Source organism: Candidatus Methylacidithermus pantelleriae, from assembly GCF_905250085.1.
Lineage (GTDB): Bacteria > Verrucomicrobiota > Verrucomicrobiia > Methylacidiphilales > Methylacidiphilaceae > Methylacidithermus > Methylacidithermus pantelleriae.
The window spans coordinates 18399-36992 of record NZ_CAJNOB010000034.1 but is presented as its reverse complement, the minus strand read 5'-3'; the positions used below and the strand labels follow the sequence as shown (position 1 = coordinate 36992).

14 protein-coding genes and 1 other RNA gene are annotated in these 18594 nt (G+C 56.5%); 4 read left to right on the top strand and 11 right to left on the bottom strand.

Annotated elements, in window-relative coordinates; all coding sequences use genetic code 11:
• Nucleotides 1-15: 15 nt before the first annotated feature.
• The 7 genes from KK925_RS07570 to KK925_RS07540 form a co-directional block, all read right to left on the bottom strand.
• The gene (locus KK925_RS07570; RefSeq protein WP_174582186.1) at nucleotides 16-1773 is read right to left on the bottom strand and encodes a diflavin oxidoreductase; all 1758 of its coding nucleotides are present in this window, start codon (nucleotides 1771-1773) and stop codon (nucleotides 16-18) included.
• Between the two features lie 69 nt (nucleotides 1774-1842).
• The gene (locus KK925_RS07565; protein ID WP_174582185.1) at nucleotides 1843-2727 is read right to left on the bottom strand and encodes an ABC transporter ATP-binding protein; all 885 of its coding nucleotides are present in this window, start codon (nucleotides 2725-2727) and stop codon (nucleotides 1843-1845) included.
• A gap of 16 nt (nucleotides 2728-2743) precedes the next feature.
• Nucleotides 2744-3616 (bottom strand): ABC transporter ATP-binding protein, encoded by an 873-nt coding sequence (locus tag KK925_RS07560; protein ID WP_214096404.1) that lies wholly within the window; start codon nucleotides 3614-3616, stop codon nucleotides 2744-2746.
• 189 nt (nucleotides 3617-3805) lie between these two features.
• On the bottom strand, nucleotides 3806-4759 hold the full coding sequence (locus KK925_RS07555) for a cation diffusion facilitator family transporter (RefSeq protein WP_174582183.1): 954 nt from the start codon (nucleotides 4757-4759) through the stop codon (nucleotides 3806-3808).
• A 7-nt stretch (nucleotides 4760-4766) separates the two neighbouring features.
• On the bottom strand, nucleotides 4767-6479 hold the full coding sequence (ilvD, locus tag KK925_RS07550; protein WP_174582182.1) for a dihydroxy-acid dehydratase: 1713 nt from the start codon (nucleotides 6477-6479) through the stop codon (nucleotides 4767-4769).
• A gap of 41 nt (nucleotides 6480-6520) precedes the next feature.
• Nucleotides 6521-7318 (bottom strand): TatD family hydrolase, encoded by a 798-nt coding sequence (locus KK925_RS07545; protein ID WP_174582181.1) that lies wholly within the window; start codon nucleotides 7316-7318, stop codon nucleotides 6521-6523.
• A complete protein-coding gene (locus KK925_RS07540) occupies nucleotides 7315-8220 on the bottom strand; it encodes an MBL fold metallo-hydrolase (RefSeq protein ID WP_174582180.1) in 906 nt (301 codons plus the stop codon). The genes KK925_RS07545 and KK925_RS07540 overlap by 4 nt, the downstream gene beginning before the upstream one ends.
• 157 nt (nucleotides 8221-8377) lie before the next feature.
• Between KK925_RS07540 and KK925_RS07535 the strand changes: the two genes are divergently transcribed.
• The 4 genes from KK925_RS07535 (at nucleotide 8378) to dnaJ (ending at nucleotide 12365) form a co-directional block, all read left to right on the top strand.
• On the top strand, nucleotides 8378-8881 hold the full coding sequence (locus KK925_RS07535; RefSeq protein ID WP_174582179.1) for an STAS domain-containing protein: 504 nt from the start codon (nucleotides 8378-8380) through the stop codon (nucleotides 8879-8881).
• Between the two features lie 11 nt (nucleotides 8882-8892).
• The gene (locus tag KK925_RS07530) at nucleotides 8893-10470 is read left to right on the top strand and encodes a GAF domain-containing SpoIIE family protein phosphatase (protein ID WP_174582178.1); all 1578 of its coding nucleotides are present in this window, start codon (nucleotides 8893-8895) and stop codon (nucleotides 10468-10470) included.
• Nucleotides 10471-10553: 83 nt separating this feature from the next.
• Nucleotides 10554-11135, top strand: a complete 582-nt coding sequence (locus KK925_RS07525) for a nucleotide exchange factor GrpE (RefSeq protein WP_174582177.1) — start codon at nucleotides 10554-10556, stop codon at nucleotides 11133-11135.
• 72 nt (nucleotides 11136-11207) lie between these two features.
• Nucleotides 11208-12365 carry a molecular chaperone DnaJ gene (gene dnaJ / locus KK925_RS07520; RefSeq protein ID WP_174582176.1) on the top strand — a complete coding sequence of 386 codons (1158 nt, stop codon included), beginning with the start codon at nucleotides 11208-11210 and terminating at the stop codon, nucleotides 12363-12365.
• 245 nt (nucleotides 12366-12610) lie between these two features.
• On the opposite strand, the gene ssrS is transcribed toward dnaJ, so the two are convergent.
• The 4 genes from ssrS to KK925_RS07500 all read right to left on the bottom strand — a co-directional run bounded on the left by ssrS (nucleotide 12611) and on the right by KK925_RS07500 (nucleotide 18589).
• Nucleotides 12611-12795, bottom strand: a non-coding RNA gene (gene ssrS / locus KK925_RS07515) — 6S RNA.
• 21 nt (nucleotides 12796-12816) lie between these two features.
• Entirely contained in the window at nucleotides 12817-15150 is a 2334-nt protein-coding gene (gene pheT, locus KK925_RS07510) for a phenylalanine--tRNA ligase subunit beta (RefSeq protein ID WP_174582175.1), read from the bottom strand.
• Between the two features lie 4 nt (nucleotides 15151-15154).
• Nucleotides 15155-15772, bottom strand: coding sequence for a tRNA (guanosine(46)-N7)-methyltransferase TrmB (gene trmB, locus KK925_RS07505; RefSeq protein ID WP_214096403.1), 618 nt, complete (start codon nucleotides 15770-15772; stop codon nucleotides 15155-15157).
• A gap of 1386 nt (nucleotides 15773-17158) precedes the next feature.
• Nucleotides 17159-18589: an NADH-quinone oxidoreductase subunit N gene (locus KK925_RS07500; RefSeq protein ID WP_214096402.1), complete on the bottom strand. Its 1431-nt coding sequence runs from the start codon at nucleotides 18587-18589 to the stop codon at nucleotides 17159-17161.
• Nucleotides 18590-18594 lie beyond the last annotated feature (5 nt).

Below are 18594 nucleotides of genomic sequence, written 5' to 3'. Positions count from 1 at the left end.
GCCATAAGCCTTTCTTTAATAAACATCCTTCCGATATCTGCCTGTTTCCTTAAGTTCGCTCACACGGGCTTGAGCCTCGGGTTCCTTGAGCCCACCCTCCGTTCGGAAAATCTCCACAAGTGCCTTTTCTACATCCCTGCCCACATTGAGGGATCCGCAGACATACACGTAGGCTCCTTCTTGCAACCAGCGATAAAAGTCTTTCCGTGATTCCAACATTCGATGCCACACGTAGCACTTCTCTTCTTGGTCTCGGGAAAACGCTAGATCCAAACGCGTCACAACCCCCATTTTGGCCCACCTTTGAATTTCTTCCCGGTAGTAAAACGTCCCGTCACGATGCCATTCCCCAAAGAAAAGCCAACTGGGACCTGGGCGAGATTCTCCCTCCCTTTCTTGGAGAAAGGCACGGAAAGGGGCAATCCCCGTACCAGGGCCAATCATAATGAGAGGCGCTTCTGCGGGTGGGGGCCGGAAACGGGGGTTACTGTGAACGTAGACGGGAACGCGCGCGCCTTCGGCTGCTCGCTCGGCAAGAAAGCTCGAAGCTACTCCTTTCCGAAGCCGCTCCCGGTCCCAATAGCGAACCACGCCAACCGTCAAGTGAACCACATGGGGATAAACTTTCGGACTGCACGCAATGGAATAGAGCCTGGGCGTTAAGGGCTTGCAGGCATCGACCAGCTCTTGCGGGGACCCGCAGGCCGCCAGGGTCTCTCGACTAAGCCTGGCGATCTCTAAATGGGAGCAAAGAGCCTCCCATAAACCGAGCAACTGCCCGCCAGGCAGTACTACCCAGCTGTCCTTGTCCCATCCCTTCGCGTCGAGAATTTCGGTTACCAAAAGGGGACAGTTTCTGGGAAACACTCCCAGCGCGTCCCCTGAAAGATAGGTAAGCCCGGATCCCTCAAGCGAAATTTCGATATGACGGGTCTCCTTGCCGGCCTGGAGACTTGTCAGAGGGATATTTCGAACCACAGTTGCCAGGAAAGGGTGGTTCCGGTGATACTTCCCGCTCACATCCTCTCGTGCTGCGCGCGCCGTTGTGAGCTGCCCCTCATTTTCCCCTTGGATGCCTTGGGGAAACTCTGGCCCTTCCACCCTGGGAATCCTTTCCAAGAGCGTTTGAATGACCTCCTCCATCCAGCGGTTGGCAGGCCTTTCAAAATCGACGTCGCAATCCACCCTTTGGCACATTCGTTGCGCTCCCAGTTCTTCGAGCCTTTCATCGAGATTGCGACCAGCCTGGCAAAAATGAGGATAGTGGGAATCCCCGAGCGCTAAGACAGCGTAGTGGAGCTTTTCTAACCTCGGGACCTTGTCGGAAGATAGAAACTCCCAGAATCCAACCCCATTATCCGGAAACTCCCCGTCGCCATACGTACTCGTCATGGCCACCAGCCAGCGCTCCTTCTGGAGCTGTTCCCTGGGATAAGCCGACATGGAATAGAGCCGGACCGCCAAGCCTTTCTCTTGGGCTTTTTCGGCCAGGCGTTTCGCCAGCGATTCCGTGTTGCCCGTCTGGCTAGCGTAAAGAATCGTGAGGTAGGCATCACCCCGATCCCCAGGGAGCTCCTCTCGAGGAGAACGCTTTGGGTAATCGCGGCTAGAGAGGAGAGAACCAATCCAAGCCCCGGCCAGGTAACCGTTAATCCACGCACGCTCTTCGGCGCTGAAAGGGGCGCTTTCCGGAATCGCAGGGACGCTCACCCCGTTCTGATGCCAGTCTTTCCTTTCTCCCAGCAGCCGGACCAGCTCGTTTTCTACGACCATCGGTACCCTGTTCCCTGTTGGACCGCTCCTCCTGAGAAGCTCTTGGCCACACTTCCCTTCCCATGCGGACTACTTGACGGTTGTCTCCACTCTCTGGGACCATTTGCGTTTCACGAGAGGCCGCCCAGAGGAGCGAAAGATCCACTGTGCTCCCTCAGCTCCGGACACGGAACGCAGCGAGCCGGCAGAGCCCTCCAGAAGTTCAAAGATTTCTTGCCTGAGCGCCAAAAGAACCGGGTCTTCCCCCAGCTGCCGGCGATCCTTGGGCCGTGGACTGGGGTTTCGAAAGATTTTTCCCACCGTTGCTTCCGGACCATCGGTCATCACCACAATCCGATCCGCCAGATACACGGCCTCTTCAATGTCGTGAGTTACCATAAGGCCCGCGCACGCTGACTGTCCCCAATGTTCCAAAAGGACTTCCTGGAGTTCCGACCGGGTGATTGAGTCGAGCATTCCAAAGGGTTCATCCAACAAAAGGAGCTCGGGCTCCATGGCAAAGGCGCGCGCAACATTGACGCGCTGTCTCATCCCCATCGACAATTCTCCGATCCGTTTGCCTGCAACCTCTTCAAGTCCCACCTTCCCAAGATAGAATCGAGCCTTCTCCCTTCGCTCTTTTCCTGAAAGCTCCGGATGGGTCCCCTCCAGGGCAAGAGCCACGTTTTGCTCGGCCGTCATCCAGGGAAAAAGGCTCGGAGATTGAAAGACCATGGCACGCGTCCGATCCGCCCTTCTCACGGGAACTCCTCTCCGGTAGATTCCGCCTTCCGTGGGAGCCTGAAGACCAGCCAGAATCGAAAGAACGGTGCTTTTTCCACACCCCGAATGGCCAACCAGGCAAACGAACTCCCCCGGCTCGAAACAAAGAGAGAAATGCCGGACGACGAACGTTAACCCTTGGGGTGTCCAAAACGCTTTTCCAAGCTCGCGTGCTTCCCAAAAACCCTTCACTTTTTCTTACCTCGCGTTACAAGCCAACCAACTCCGGCTGAATCATCCTCCCATCTTCCCAGAACTTCTCTCCGGAAGGCCCCCCTCGAAGAAGCTTCTCGAGCAACGCTTTTGCCTTCCTTAGGGAAGGAGATGCCCAAAGCTCCTGCTTTGTCCGTGGACGTGTTCCACCCAGCCGAACCCCTTCAGGAGGCCAAAGCCGTCCACCGGCCAACGCCCACACCCGGTCCCCCAAGCGCAAGGCTTCCTCCAAGTCATTGGTTACCAAGACAATCGTCTGTCCCTGGCTTGAAGCAATCGCCGCCAGTTCCTCTTGCAGCCTGGCCCTTGTAAAGGCATCCAGAGCACTCAAAGGTTCGTCGAGTAAAAGCACGGGGGATCGAAAGGCAAGTGCACGTGCAAGGGCTACCCGCTGGCGCATCCCACCGGAAAGATCCCCTGGTCGCTTCCACGCTGCCTTCGATAGACCCACAAGATCCAAGAGCCGCTTTGCCTCCTGGTCAGGGTCGATACCTGGTAATCGCTGGGAACACTCTTCCACTGCAAGGAGCACGTTCTCGTAGGCCGATAGCCAGGGCAGGAGAGAATAGTTTTGGAAGACAATGGCAGGACACACTTTTCCCCCGCCGCCGTTCGGGTTACCTATCCGTACAGAACCCCGGTCCGGTTCGATCAGACCTGCCAAAATCCCTACCAGCGTGCTTTTCCCCGACCCAGAACGCCCGACAAGACTTACCCATTGGCCCGCTTCCACGCGCCAATCCAGCCCGCGCAAAACCGGAACCACCGATCCCCTTACCCAGTAACTTTTCCAAACCCCACAGACCTCAATCATGCCAATCGCCTCGTGGAACTCTCTCCTCTGGCTTCCAAGCAGGAGGCATACCACGGCGCCCAAGCCAAACCTTTCATCCTAAGCGGGGTTGATGAGTCACCCATGCGTAAAATGAATGGCAACCACCTGCGCTCTCCCCCAAAAGACGCACGCCCAACGCAAAGGGTGGACGAACGAATCCCATTGATTCCGAGCGGCCCGGAGTCGAGTTCGACTAGACGAACAACAAGAGCACCCCGGTGGCTATGCCCCACCAGGTTCGTTTGTCCGGGCGATCGTTTTCTTGTGACGGGAGGCCTCCCCGAGGGAGGCCCTTTCTCCTAAGCTTTCCGCAGGCTCAATATGGACGACCACGTCCTGGATGGGGAAGGCAGAACTGCACAACCGATCCTTCACGGCGTGGGCAATCGCGTGTCCCTCTCGAACGGTAATCTCCGGGTCGACACGTACATGAACGTCTAGCAGGAGAGCCGCTCCGCTTTTGCGAATCCGGCACTTCTCAATTTCACAAACACCCTCCACACAGGCTGCCTCCCTTTGAATTTTTTCCTGCAGCTCCTTAGGAACCGCCACATCCATAAGCTCCCCGGCCGCCAACCAAAAGGAACGCAGGGCGTTTCCACCCACCCAGAGGCTTGCCAAAAGACCGGCCGCTCGATCCGCCCAAAGGAACCCCGGCGAGAAAAAAGTCGAAAGAGAAATACCCACAACGGCAACCAGAGAAGTCACGACATCGGCTCGTTGGTGCCAAGCAGTGACCCGGAGAATATGGCTGGAAAAATCCCCTGCCTTGGGACGAAACATCCGAAAAAGCGCTTCCTTAATCCCCACCGCTACCAAAAGCACGGGAAGCGTAAAGAAACGCGGCGGCTCGAAGTCAGCCCCGGCCAGGGCCAGCGCCGATCGAACCCCGACGACGGCAGCCATGCACCCCAGAAGACCCGATGAAAGAATTCCAAAGAGGGGATCAGCCTTTCCATGCCCGTACGGATGGTTCGCGTCCGGCGGCTGAAGAGAGAACCGGAGTGCTGCCCAGGCTACCACGGCTCCCGCCATGTCAAAGGCCGATTCCAGTGAATCGGCTAAAAGGGCATACGAGTGACCCTGCCATCCTGCCACTGCCTTGAGGAGAGCCAGGCCTGCATCCGCCCCAAGGGTTACCAACCAGTAGCGGGCAAGCCTCGCCGAGTCTCCCATAACCCCTCTAGCCAACCCCTTTTCGGTCGGTGACAGCTCCCAGACTCGCCGGGGAAACCAGTGCAGCAAATTTGGCCAGAACTCCTTGCGTGAAGCGTGGAGGAGGTCTACGCCATCTCCGCAATCTTCCCGCTAATTCCCGTGGCGTAACGTGCAAAGTTATCTCCCGCTTGTCGGCATCGACTGTGATCAAATCGCCGTTTTGAACTACGGCAATCGGCCCCCCTTCATAAGCCTCCGGGCACACATGCCCGACCACAAACCCGTGACTCCCACCCGAAAAACGCCCGTCGGTAACCAGTGCCACATCTCGGCCCAAGCCTCTGCCCATAACAGCCGCAGTGGGAGCGAGCATCTCCCGCATTCCTGGACCTCCTTTTGGCCCCTCATAACGAATGACAATCACCTCACCCTTGCTCACGGTACCATCCAGGATCTTGGCCAACGCCTCCTCTTCGCAATCAAATACCCGAGCCCGCCCGGTAAAGGATTTGGGTTCCTGCCCGCTGAGCTTGGCAATGGCTCCGCCCGGAGCCAGGTTCCCGCGCAGTACTAGGATATGCCCCCTGCGTTTCAGAGGGGATTCCCAAGGGCGAACCACCTCCTGGTCCGTCGGATAGTCCGGAAAGGCTTCCAGATTTTCCGCCAGGGTCTTTCCCGTAATCGTCAGACAATCCCCGTGGAGCCGGTCCCGGCGTAACAGCTCGCGCATAAGCGGTGCTATCCCCCCGACTCGGCTCAAGTCGGCCATAACGAAACGACCACTTGGCTTGAGGTCGGCTAAAACGGGAACCCGCCTTCCGATTCGTTGAAAATCGTCGATCCGAAGCCTCACACCTGCCGCATGCGCGATGGCCAAAAGATGCAACACTGCGTTGGTCGAACCACCAAGTGCGGTAACCACCGTAATCGCGTTTTCGAAGGCTTTTCTCGTAAGAATGTCCCTCGGACGGAGCTCCCGTTCCACAAGCCGTACAAGCAAGCGGCCCGACTCAAAAGCGTCGGTTTTCTTGGCTTCCGATATGGCAAGGTTACTAGCGCTATTGGGAAGACTCATCCCGAGTGCCTCCGCAGCACAAGCCATCGTATTGGCCGTATACATTCCCCCACAGGACCCAGGCCCTGGAATGGCGCACGCCTCCAGCTCGGCCAGCTCCTTTTCCGTAACGGCACCCCGGGCATAGGCTCCCACCGCTTCAAAAACCGAAACAATATCCACCGGCGCACCCCGCCAGTTGCCCGGAACAATGCTGCCGCCGTAGAGGAAAACGCTGGGCCGGTTGAGTCGGGCCATGGCGATCAAACAGCCTGGAATCGTTTTGTCACACCCGCCAATTCCCACCAGCCCATCCATTCCCTGACAGCCCACGACCGTTTCGATCGAGTCGGCAATCACCTCCCGGCTGACCAAAGAGTATCTCATTCCTTCTGTGCCCATGGAAATCCCGTCTGAGACAGCGATCGTATTAAACAAGATGGCTTTACTGCCTGCTTCTTCGATGCCACGGGCGACTTCCCGGGCCAGAAGATCCAGGTGCATGTTGCATGGAGTGACCATGCTCCAGGTAGAAGCCACGCCCAGAATGGGTTTTTGGAAGTCTTGCTGCCGGAAACCTACCGCGTGGAGCATCGCTCGATTCGGGGCCCGCTCGGGCCCCTCGACCACGACTCGCGAGTAGCGTTTACCGCGAAGGCCTTGAGAAATCTCCGAATTCGACATCCGTGGAAAGACTGGAAAATAAAATCTTCCTTTTGTGCCGGTCAACCCTCCAACGCAAAAAAGCAAACGGCGTTCTGGGTGGTCAGTTCGGCAATTGTTTCCACACTCTGCTGGCGTGCTTGCGCCAGCACCCGAGCCACGTGAATCACCCACGCCGGTTCGTTTCGTCTCCCCCGCCAGGGCTCCGGTGCCAGAAAAGGGGCGTCGGTTTCAATCATGAAAGACTCTTCAGGGAGCTGGGCCGCCAGCGCCCGCAATGCCTGCGACTTTCGAAAGGTTACCGTTCCCGTGAACGAGAGCTTCCAACCCGCCCGGAGGATTCTTTCGGCTTGCTCCCAGGTCCCGCCAAAACAGTGAAAAACCGCACGCACCTTTCCCCGATAGGGCTCCAGCAGTTCCCAGGTTTCCTCCCAAGCGTCCCTCTGGTGAATGACCAGGGGAAGACCCAGCTTGGCTGCCAATTGCAGGTGCGCTTGGAAGGCCGTCCGCTGGGCCATCCGAATGGCTTCCGTCTCGACCGGATCTTGGGGAAGACGATGGAAATCAAGCCCGGTTTCTCCCAAGGCTACCACCTTGGGCTCCTGGGCAAGGTGCTCCAGTTCATTCCACAAGTTTGCATCGTTTTTCCCTTTTCCCACATAGGCAGGATGGATCCCAACGGTTACCCGAAGAGCCGGATATTGTTGCGCAAGGCCCAGAAGGCGACGGCTAGAATCAAGGTCGACACTTACGCCAACGATGGAATGGACCCCCTCACAGGCCGCCCGGACCATCACTTGGTCCCGATCGACATCAAATTCGGGAAAGTCTAGGTGAACGTGGGTATCGACTAACCTCATGGTTGGCTTTCCCACCGGGGCATTGGTCTCCACTGGGGTCCCCACATGCCTATGCAATACGGGCGCTCGGTCCAGCGCAACCGCAATCCGTCGTAGGCAACCCGGGCCGTGGGCGGAAGGTTTCGCGAGCGATCCCGATGGGAAGCATGGTGGGTGAGATGGGTAAGGAGCGTAAATCCCGCTCCTAATCTTTCCGCGATCCTCAGGGCCTCAGAAGAGCTCAGATGGGTAGGGTGAGGGTGGTCCCGAAGACCGTCAATGATCAAAACTTCCACCCCCTGGGCCTTGCACCAGGCTTCCTCCGTAAAAGCGTGACAATCAGGAACGTAGGCCAAAAGCTTTCGCCCTGAGGCGCAAAAGAGGTATCCAAAGGTAGCGACCTTGCCGTGGATGACGGGTAGGGGACTTACCTCAAAGCTTCCAAGCAAAAAGTTTTCCCGGATCGCATGCGGGACGGCCCGTACGTAGCCTGTGGGTTCGGCCGGTCCGTCAAAGGCATACGGGAACATCCGTTGCAAAGCCACCAGAGTTTCCTCGGGACCCAAGATCGGGATCGGTTTTCCCGATTCGTCACAGAAACGGCGTAAATCATCAAAGCCTATCGTATGATCCGCATGGGCATGAGTGTACAGAACCGCGTCCACGTGCTCGATTCCCTCCCGCAAACATTGAAGGCGCAGTTCGGGAGCCGTGTCGATGAGATAAGCTTCCTTTCCATTGGTCAAAAAGACGGAGGCCCGAAACCGATGATCCCTTGGGTCTACAGAAGTACAAACCTTGCACGAACATCCAATCAAAGGAACGCCCTGCGAAGTTCCGCTCCCCAGGACAATGAGCGAAAGAGGAGGCCCTAAGGGAAAGCTCTCCTCGACGATGTGGACGTTCCATGGGCGCTCAACCATCGCGTGCTAACCTTTTTTTCGTTTGTCCTAAAAAAGCGGGCAAAGGGAGAATGCATCCCATCCTTTGCTTTGAGTTCCAACTTGCCTCACCCCTCGCTTAAAAGAAAGCTTGGGCAATGGATTGACTCTCCCCCTCGCGCAACGGATATTGGAAAAAGTGAAAAAAGCGGGTATTGTCGGGCTTCGAAGAGGGGAACGGCTCATTGTCGTTGTACAAGAGCGCGGATGCATCGAAGAAGCCTGTTGTCTCAAAGAGCTTGCCCGGCGATCCCAACAAGAGGGGGTCCGGGAAATCTGGATCGATTTAGAAAATTGTAGCTATGTGGACAGCACGTTTCTGGGAATCATGGTAGGCCTGGCCATGTTCATGGGGAAACAAAACGGAACGGTTCGGGTTGTGAAAGCGTCGGTTCGATCTCGCGAGGCAATGGCCGTCCTGGGTGTGGACCGCCTTCTGGGACTATGTTCGGAGGCTTCCGGGATAGAGGGGGAGAAAGTCGAAATCCCTGAATCTGGTCCAACCAATCGGCAACTCGCCAAGGCTTTGGTAGCAGAGGCTCATCGAAATCTCATTGAGTGGGACCCTGGTAATGCGGGTCGATTCCAGCCTGTCTTGGAACTTCTTGGAACCCCTGGAACGAATATGGGCCAATCCTCGTAAGGTCTCTCTCCATGGAGTCGCTACTTTCCATGAGCGGATGGATTCTTTCCGGGCTTCTGGCCGTTGCGCTACTCTGGTTAGGGATTGAGTGGAACCGGGCTCGCCTCAGCCGCAATGAATCGGTGCGAGAACTCTACCGGTATCAGCAAACCGTGGAACTACTGGTTTCTTTCTTAGAAAAAGGTGCTCTCGGTACAGACCCTGAAGCGTTTTGGGAAGCCTTCCTCGATTGCTTGCGACGCTTGATTCGAGCCGGAAGCGGAGCCATTTATCTCCTGCGTAACCAACAGCTTGAGCTAGAGCGAATGGCGGGTCCTTTCCCGCCCCCGATAAGTGTGCCCAACGAGGTGGCCGCCCGGATCCAGTTTAACCTCTTGGAACGGGCCAACTATTTGAAAAGTTCCCCCATCTCACTGGACGCCCCCGTGTGTGTCGCTTCCGTTGCGCGAACGGGAAAGCCGGAACTGGTGGCAGATACCCGGTCCGATCCCCGGTTTCCGTCCGCAGGACAGGGAACATTACGGACCGATTCCTACCTGGCAATTCCTCTGGTTACTAACGGCCAGGTTTTCGGAGTGATTGCGTTAGCCCACCGAGAGGGAGGAACTGCCTTTAGCCAGGCTGATCTTGCGCGAGGCATTTCTCTGGCAGCTCAAGCTGCGCTCCTCTATCAGCTCCGGTGTCCGGCCACGGAGGAGAGGCCGGACACGCCGTTCGAGAAAAAACTTCCCAAGGTGGATCTTTCCCTGCCGGAGACGGGTGAAACTCCCCAAATCGTTTCTCCCCTTCCTGAAGTTGGGGAAAGAACGGAATTGCGTCCCCCATCCTTGACGATTGGCAAGCTTCCCGCAGAGCCGGTCACGACTCTCCCCTCCCCCTCCCGGGAACCGGTTGTTTCCGATGCTCTTCCCCGCGTTTCGGGGTTTGAAGTGGCAGCCCGAACGCTCTCTGCTGGGGAAAGAGGGGGAGATTTTTATGATTTTATTCCCGTAAGCGGTCGTCACTGGGGAATTGCCCTTGGAGATGTTTGCGGAAAAAGCCTACCGGCTTCCGTGCTCATGACGAGCTGCCGGGCACTGTTGCGCGCACGTGCTCCCGGGGTCATCTCCCCGTCGGATGTCCTGCGGGAAATCAACCGCTCCCTTTTTGGCGAGGTCCCTGAAGATATGTTCCTGACGCTGCTTTACTGTGTCATTGATGAAGAGACAGGTGAAATCCGTCTGGCGCGAGCAGGACACGAACTTCCCGTATGGTACCGGGGATCTGGTCGTCCTGCGGAGCTTGTCCGTATCCCGGGTCTAGCCTTGGGGATTGATAGCGGGGAGATCTTTGACGGAGAGGTGAGCGATGTAGCGTTTCGACTGGCACCCGGAGAGCTTCTCTTTTTCTATACGGATGGTGTCTATGAAACGCGTAACGCTCAAGGGAAAGAATTCGGTCGAGAAAATCTTCTCCGGCTGGTCGAAAGGGCGGCTGGGGATGGTCCGGCAAGGCTATTGGAGGAAGTGTTGCGAGAAATTCGTCAATTTCGCGGGGATCTCCCCCAAGAAGACGATATTACGGTAGTAGCCATCCGGAGAGAAACGTAAAAGGGGAAGCTCCTCGAACTTCTTGCAGCCGAGCCCCGATAACTACTTTCCTAAGCTTGGATCGAAAAAAAGATTATAGGACCATGAAAAGCCCAGACGCTTCCGTTCCGGATTCTGGGGCCCAAGCCACCGAAGGGTCAAACGAGCCCCAGTACATTTTGGTTTCGCGTAGCTGGCTTGAACAACTGGAAAAAGAAAAAGACCAGCTCAAAGACCGTCTGCTCCGCGCCCTGGCGGAGTGGGACAATGCCCGGAAACGACTCGACCGGGAAAGAGAGGAAATTACTCGTTACGCGAACCAGGAGCTTTTCCACAGTCTCTTACCCGTTATCGATAATCTCGAAAGGGCCGTGGAGGCAGCCCAGCAGGCTACCTCACTGCAACCTGTGGCGGAAGGGTTGAGAATGGTCTGGAAACAGTTACAGTCGGTACTGGAGGAAGCTGGGTTGCAACCGGTGGAAGCCCTGGGCAAACCTTTTGATCCTTTTCAGCATGAAGCCCTTGGCGAGGAGATCCGATTGGATCATCCCGAAGGAACTGTGATCAGCCAGTTACGAAAGGGGTACATGCTTCGGGGGAAGTTGCTCCGCCCGGCCGGGGTTGTCGTGGCCAAGTCCCCCGAAGAAGGGGAGGGTTCGAACGTTCGAAAAGACGCCGAGGGATAGAAGGGTTCTGGAACGCTCGGGGTTTCTGAGCCTCAAGAAAAAAGTCTCGGTTGCTGGTCGAAAAGAAGGGTTATGGCCTCAACGAAGCGAGACTACTATGAAGTATTGGGAGTCTCCCGGGACGCGAGTCCTGAGGAAATCAAAAAGGCTTACCGTCGTCTGGCCATCCAATATCATCCGGATAAAAACCCGGGAGACAAGCAAGCAGAAGAACGCTTTAAAGAGATCGGGGAAGCGTATGAGGTTCTGAGTGATCCCGAAAAAAGGGCAGCGTACGACCGTTACGGCCATGCTGCCTTCGATCCCACGATGCGTCCCGGAGCAGCCAGTCCGGGGTTCCACGATCCGTTCGAAATCTTTCGGGAGGTTTTCGGCGGGTCATCCTTTGGGGAAGGAATTTTTGGGAATCTTTTTGAGGAGGTCTTTGGCGCAAGCGACCGAGGATCCTCGCACTCTCGCAGGGGTCGGGATCTTTATCACGAGCTAGAACTTTCCTTTGAGGAGTCGGTCAAGGGATGCGAAAAAGAAATCACTCTATCCAAATGGGATACATGCTCTCAGTGTCAGGGTGAAGGAATTGAGCCCGGCAGCCGATTGATCCGATGCCCGTCGTGTGGAGGGCGTGGTCAACTCCAATTTAGCCGCGGTTTTCTTGTGATCGCCCAGACCTGTCCCCGATGTTACGGTTCCGGGAGAGTCGTCGAGCGGTCGTGTGCGGCCTGCAATGGGGAGGGGCGGGTTCGCCGGCAAACCAGGGTTCGCGTCAAGGTCCCCGCCGGAGTAGAGGACGGAACCCGATTGCGCCTTTCGGGCTACGGAGAAGCAGGGATCCATGGTGGGCCACCTGGAGATCTTTTGGTAGAAATCAAGGTACGGCATCACGACCTTTTCACCCGACAAGGTAAAGATCTTGTCTGCGAAGTTCCCATTAGCTTTGTCCAGGCAGCTTTGGGCGGGGAAGTACGCGTTCCAACTCTTGACGGCGAAGTAACCCTTCGGATTCCCCCAGGAACTCAAAGCGGGAGGGTTTTTCGTATCAAGCACAAGGGAGTCGCGGACCTGCACGGGGGAGGGCCGGGAGATCTTTTGGTCAAAGTGTACATCGAGGTGCCCACCCAACTCACCCCACAGCAACGAGCTCTTCTTCAGGCCTTCGCCGAGGCGTGTGACCCGAAAACGCATCCGCAACAAGAATCTTTTTTCGCAAAAGCTCGCCGTTTTTTTCGTTAAAAAGGGGAACTGCATCAAAAGCCAATCTCTCACAGAGAATCCCTCATCTCTTTAGCGTGAGACGGCTAGCTGACCCAACGCCGTTCCCCGTCAGGAGGATTTCCCCAAGATGGAAACACCTCTCCTCGTAAAATCCCAACGCTTCCTTCCTTGATACTCCAGGCAAAGCGAAAAAGAAAGCGGCGGCACTGCTTTTTCCCAGTCAGCGACGGAACTAAAACCGATCGCAAGGCCAAAGTCCGCAAGAAAGCCCCGCGCTACCGTGTGGATCGGGTCTTTCGACCCTTTATGAGCAGGTGGGGACCTCGGGCGAAGCTTCCGCCTTCCAGTCAAGGCCTGACGTCCACTTCGCAATCCTTTGCTCCGGCCCCCTTTTCGGTCACTATCGGCGGAAAGACATCGATCCCAAGCACGAGTAGCGCAGGAAAAAAAAAACGATTCCCCGGGGGGATCATCCGGCCGAGCTACGCATGGGTGATCCCTCCCGTACCGTGCACGGAAGCACCTGTTTCAGTCTGTCAATGAGCTGGCTTTGAAGTCGGTTCACTTCCTCGTCGGTTAATGTCCGATCCCCGGCTCGATACGTCAAGCGGTACCCGAGCGATTTATAACCAGCGGGAATCCGGACACCCTCCTGGTCGACAAAACAATCAAAAAGCTCGATTCGTTCCACCAGGGAACAAGCGCAATCCCAAAGTTTCTGCAAAACCTCCCGATGTTCCACCGAGGCGGGCACTAGGATCGCAAGATCACGGCGAACCGGCGGGTGGGCTGGCAGTGGCTGGAAAGACCCAAGCATCCTCAACTTTGGACTGGTTAAATATTTTGCTAGGGAAAACTCAGCATAATAACCCGTAACCTCCAAACCCGTCTGGAGCTGAAGCTCCTCGGAAAGCTCGATCGGACCTTCTACCGGTAAAAGTTCCCAACGGTCGCACAACCAATCGACTACCCCTTTGATATCGTAAAAGTCGACCTCCCTGACAGGAGCGGCCCAGTGAACCTCTCCAATTTCCCCTGCCCACAAAATTCCAAGCCGTTCCTCCTCGCTGACCATGCCTTGTTGGGTCCGGCGGAACACCCGTCCCATTTCGAACAGTCGCACAACCCGGTTGCCCCGACTCACATTGAGTGCGGCTACGTTGACCAGTCCCTCTTTCAAAGAAAGACGCAGCCGCGCATACTGCGAGCTTATGGGGTTGGCCAGCTCCAACCCGTGCTGGTCGCCCTCGCCTCGGGGGAGTAGGGGAATACAAAGGCATTCCTGCCATCCCCGTGCCGCCAGGGCCCGTCGAAGTCGTTCCATCCGGTCGAAAGCTTCATCTACCCGGCCAGGAGCCATTCTCCCAGAAGGCAAGCGCCCGGAGATCGATTGCGTTCCAGTCAACCGCACAATTTCCTCTAAAAGATCCACCTCCTCTCCAAGATCACTGCGCCAGCTCGGAGGAAGCCACACTGCAAAGTTTTTGCCTTCCTCCACACAACGCACCCCGAGTCGTTGCAACATGGCTTGGACCTCCTCCTGGGAAAGGGAAACACCAAGAAAAGCCCAGATTTTCGAATACCGCAACCGTACCGGACCGGGCCCAGGCGGGGGCTCTCCCACGACCAAGGGAGATCTTCGCAAACGAGCTCCTGCAACCTCGCCTAAAAGCAGCACCGCCCGGTCCCGGGCGCGTAGGACCGCTGAAGGGTCTACCCGGCGCTCGAAGCGGTACGCTGCATCCGAATGAAGGGATAACTTGCGAGCGGTCCGGCGAATCACGGCCGGTTCAAACCAAGCACTTTCTAGAAGCACTCGGCGAGTCTGGGGTCCGATCGCGCTTTCTTGGCCGCCCAAAATTCCGGCAAGAGCATGGGCTTTTTGCCCATCAGCAATGACCAACATCGACGAATCCAGGGTATACAACCGGCCATCCAAACCCAGGAACGACTCGCCCGGCTGCCCGTACCGGACGATAATCCTCCCATCCAAAGAGTCGGCATCAAAAGCATGCAAAGGCTCCCCAAGTTCCCACAGGACAAAGTTGGTCACATCGACGACGTTATTAATCGGTCGCTTACCAATGGCCCACAACAGGGCTTGCAACCAGCTGGGACTGGGCCCGACCGTCACGTCTTCTAAAAGCGTTGCGCCGTAGTAAGGACAAGCTTCCGGAACCTCCAGTTTGACCGGCCAATCCAAAGGCTGGTCACAGGGAGCCAACGGGCCCGTTTCGACCGGGAAAAACTCTCCGCAGCCAATCGCTGCTGCCTCTCGGGCTAGGCCCTCATGGCACAAAAGATCCGGCCGGTTGGGGGTCGTCTCGATTTCAAATAGGATATCGGCAGGAATCCACTGGCACAGGGGTGTTCCCAAGCTCCAATCGGGTGGCAAGATCCAAATCCCCTCCGCCTCTTGAGAAATGCCGAGTTCCTTCTGCGAGCAAAGCATTCCATCGGAGGAAACGCCGCGGATTTTCACCGGTTCAATGAGCTTGCCGTCCGGCAGGCGCGATCCCGGTAGCGCCAGGGCCACTCGATCGCCCTGTTTGAAATTGGTAGCACCGCACACAATCTGATGCTCCCCCTGGGCACCCGTGGAAACGCGACACACCCGCAGTCGATCGGCGTTGGGATGACGATCCCAGGAGAGAATCTCGGCCACCACAATCCTCGGGTCTTCAATCCCGTGCCTCCAGAACCGTTCCACCTCAGTTCCGGTCTCCGTAAACCGGTTGAAAAGCTCTTCCGGAGTGCAAGTGAGTTGCACGTACCGGCAAAGCCACCGCAAGGAATAGCGCACGGACTCACCTTACGGAGATCCCTGAGAGGGCGCAAGGCAGCTCTTGCTCCAGCACGCCACCGATTTTTCGCCAGATCGCTCGATACACGGGAAGCCCTTGTGCAAGAAAGATCGTCTCAAACTTGCTTGGCGGGAAACTCCCTACCTCTTCTTTTTCCGGCTGCAACTCCTTTTGCCGCCCAAAATGCTCGACAGCCTGTTCAAAATAGAAAGCCTGGTCAGTCACAAAGCGCACAAACCCGCCGGGAAGCAACGCCAATACAACGTCGGAAACGAATGCTGGGGTAATCAGGCGCCGTTTCGCATGCCTCCGTTTTGGCCACGGGTCGGGGAAAAGAAGATGAATTTCCCATATAGAGCTCGGAGGGACAAAACAACGGAGGAAATACCCAATGTCACAGTGAAGGACTTTCACATGGTCAAGTCCCAAACGCTGTGCCCTGCTGGCAGCCTTCCGAGCCCTTTCAGCTTTCCGTTCCACAGCCATAATGTTCTTGCCAGGGTGGCGAACCGAGTAAGCTAACGAAAAGCTTCCCTCCCCTGCCCCAAGATCGAGAACGACTGGAGCCTTCCTCCCAAAGACGACCTCCCAATCGAGCCGCTGCCCTGTCGATGGCGCCAAGATCCACGGAGAGGGCCAAGACTCCAAGCTCTTGTGTAAGCCCGCGCTCGGCGCAATCTCGCGCCCTCGGGAGCCTCCTTGGAGTTGGACAGAACAGGACTTATCCTCCATTGGTAAAAACTCTTTTCTACCCGGGCACTTCTTGGGAGCTCTTGGCTAGGAAAGGATTTTATTCACCCTGACTCCGCAAGAAGGAACTGGGCCTAGAAACAAAGACTCTTCTTTTACGTTCCGCAAACCCACAAGCCCTTTCCTAAAACCATAGACAACCCTTTTCCTACCAGGGAAGACCGTCCGGGACGCCGCCCGAAAAGCGTTGCCCATGATTTCGCGTGCCGGGGTTTCACCCACAAAGCGTCAATAGCGCCCAATTTCCGCGTTTTCTAAGAAAAAGGCGCGGGAGGCTGTCCATTGTCCCCCGACCGGACATGCGCTGCATGCACCGCTTTGAATCTCTTGCGAAGCCCCGGCCAATACCCGCAAAAATGCTTCGTCGGATGGCTTGCGGGTAGGCCAAAGCTTGACATGACCCCTGTTGCGGCTCGGCTATCGCTCGACTTGCGTTGGCTTTGGACTTTTCGCTCACCTGCCGGTTCCCTCCCTTGCCTATGCGACTCCTCCTGTAAGCGCGACAAGACCCGGCGGTTAAGGTTTTGTTCGGTTTCTCGTGGTTGCAATGGATCCCAGCCTTTCCCACTCGAATGGGTTAGATGCCCTTATGCTTACATCCATGGAGCGGGCTGAAGATCTCCCTTGGGCCCTGGGCTACTTGCAGTTGCGTTGGCTCGGTGGAGACCAAGCACTAGCTAGGATGACTTACTGTGAGAAGAAAACAGCCGCAGCCCCTTTTAGGCCAAAGCTCCCACAGGTGCTAGGGCCCGCGTTCCAATGGCTCGATCGCTAAGCCATCCCGATGGACGGGCTGGCCTTGAATAGCCCCTCCGATACTCCGTGCATCGGCGATCCTCTCAAACCCAGACCAGTGGCTCTTGTCTTTGGGGACGTAAGATCCTATCCCCGCCCCTATCGCAGAACCCCAAGGCCGATCCGGGGAAGTTTGACTCTCCCGGGTGCTGGACGAAGCTCTTCGTCTTTTGGAGCGACCAAAAGAGCCCAACCGGGGATGGCCCTGTATACAAGCCGGCCCACACAATACGCGTCGCACCTCTCACCTGTGCCGATGCATCCAGAAGGCGAATCGAAATCCGTATACGTTTGTCTATGTCTTCTAGGGTTATCACCAACACGCCTACCTCCATGCCGGTTACCCAACCGGGTCGGTTGACAAGTTCGATAGGCTATCCGCCTGGCAAAGCCTGAACTCCCTGAAGAGCTCCGCAGCCGCCTGGGCGTCTGGAAGGGGCTTGCAGCTTTGCGGCTGCCAATTTACGAGACGATCCGGGCGACTGCTTCCAAAAGCGGTTGGGCGTAGAGGCCAAGAAAGACCAGAGCCCCTAAAAGAACGTAGAGGACGACTTGCGCAGGCCAGGGCACCAAAACCGTTTGGGGATGGGAGGGCTCGGACCAAAACATGACCCGGATCACCCCCAGGTAGTAGTAGAGACCAGCTGCAGCACAGGCCAGTCCTACAGCCACCAATAGATAGTGACCGCTCTGCCAAGCCGCAAGAAACACCATGAGTTTTCCAAAAAAACCACTCAGTGGTGGGATCCCAGCCAAGGAAACCATGGCCAGGGCCATGGACCAGGCAAGTAAAGGGGAACGCCGGTAAAGGCCCGCTAGATCACTCAGGTTGTCTCCGCCTCCCTCCCGCCCGACAAGAACAAGAACCAGAAAGGCGCTAAAAATGGCTAGAAGATAGGCCCACAGGTAATAGAGGACCGACGCACACCCTACCGGGTTCCCAGAAGAAAGGCCGATTAAAAGAAAGCCCGCGTGTCCGATCCCCGAATAGGCAAGCATCCTTTTGACATTGCGCTGCGGGATCGCGGCAAGATTTCCCAGAAGCACCGATAGCGCGGCGCAGAGAACCAGAGCCGGTATCCATCGGTCCCGGAGAACACCTGCTGCCAACGGCAGGTTGAGAACTCGCAGGAGAGCCACAAATCCACTCGCCTTGGAAGCCACGGCCAAAAAAGCGGTCACCGGGGTCGGAGCTCCCTGATAGACGTCCGGAGCCCATGCGTGGAACGGTACCGTTGTGGTCTTAAATCCCAACCCGACAAGTAAAAGAAGCACTCCTGCCACAAGAAGCAGGAGTTTCTCGTCCCGGATCCGGGCAGCCCGCGCAGCCACCTCGTCAAATTGTGTGCTTCCGGTCGCTCCGTAGATATACGCAATTCCCATGACAACAAAAGCACTGGCAAGAGCGCCCACAATCAAATACTTGACTGCGGCTTCCAGCGCAGCCGCATCACCCCTCTGATACCCTACCAGCACGTAGAGCGAGAGCGTTACAAGCTCCAGCGCCACAAAAAGGACCAAAAAATCTCGAGCGGAGGCTAAAAGACACATTCCCGCCGCCGAAAAGAGGGGTAGGATAAAAAACTCAGCCCTTTCCTCAGCCGGGGGTTCTCCCAGTAGGGAAAGAAAAGTTAAAAGAAAGGTCGATACGACAAAAAACCCTTTCCAGAAACTTGCCATGGGATCCCATACGTAAGCCCCATGCCAAAATATCCCGTGGTATCCCCTGGTAAAAAGGATTGCTAGGCTAACCAGACCCGTCGCCAAAAGCACAAGTTCCCCCACCCGGCGGGAAGGAAGGGGAAAAAAGCTTTGAAGGCTTAAAAGTCCTAGCGCAACCCCGACAAGAAGAGCCTCCGGGGAGAGCAGCATCACAAACGTTTCAAAACTCATTGGGA

Coding starts and splice junctions, on each gene's coding strand:
- KK925_RS07570 (WP_174582186.1), bottom strand. CDS start 1,773: ATGGTCGTAGAAAACGAGCTGGTCCGGCTGCTGGGAGAAAGGAAAGAC.
- KK925_RS07555 (WP_174582183.1), bottom strand. CDS start 4,759: ATGGGAGACTCGGCGAGGCTTGCCCGCTACTGGTTGGTAACCCTTGGG.
- ilvD (WP_174582182.1), bottom strand. CDS start 6,479: ATGTCGAATTCGGAGATTTCTCAAGGCCTTCGCGGTAAACGCTACTCG.
- KK925_RS07545 (WP_174582181.1), bottom strand. CDS start 7,318: ATGAGGTTAGTCGATACCCACGTTCACCTAGACTTTCCCGAATTTGAT.
- KK925_RS07540 (WP_174582180.1), bottom strand. CDS start 8,220: ATGGTTGAGCGCCCATGGAACGTCCACATCGTCGAGGAGAGCTTTCCC.
- KK925_RS07530 (WP_174582178.1), top strand. CDS start 8,893: ATGGAGTCGCTACTTTCCATGAGCGGATGGATTCTTTCCGGGCTTCTG.
- KK925_RS07525 (WP_174582177.1), top strand. CDS start 10,554: ATGAAAAGCCCAGACGCTTCCGTTCCGGATTCTGGGGCCCAAGCCACC.
- dnaJ (WP_174582176.1), top strand. CDS start 11,208: ATGGCCTCAACGAAGCGAGACTACTATGAAGTATTGGGAGTCTCCCGG.
- KK925_RS07500 (WP_214096402.1), bottom strand. CDS start 18,589: ATGAGTTTTGAAACGTTTGTGATGCTGCTCTCCCCGGAGGCTCTTCTT.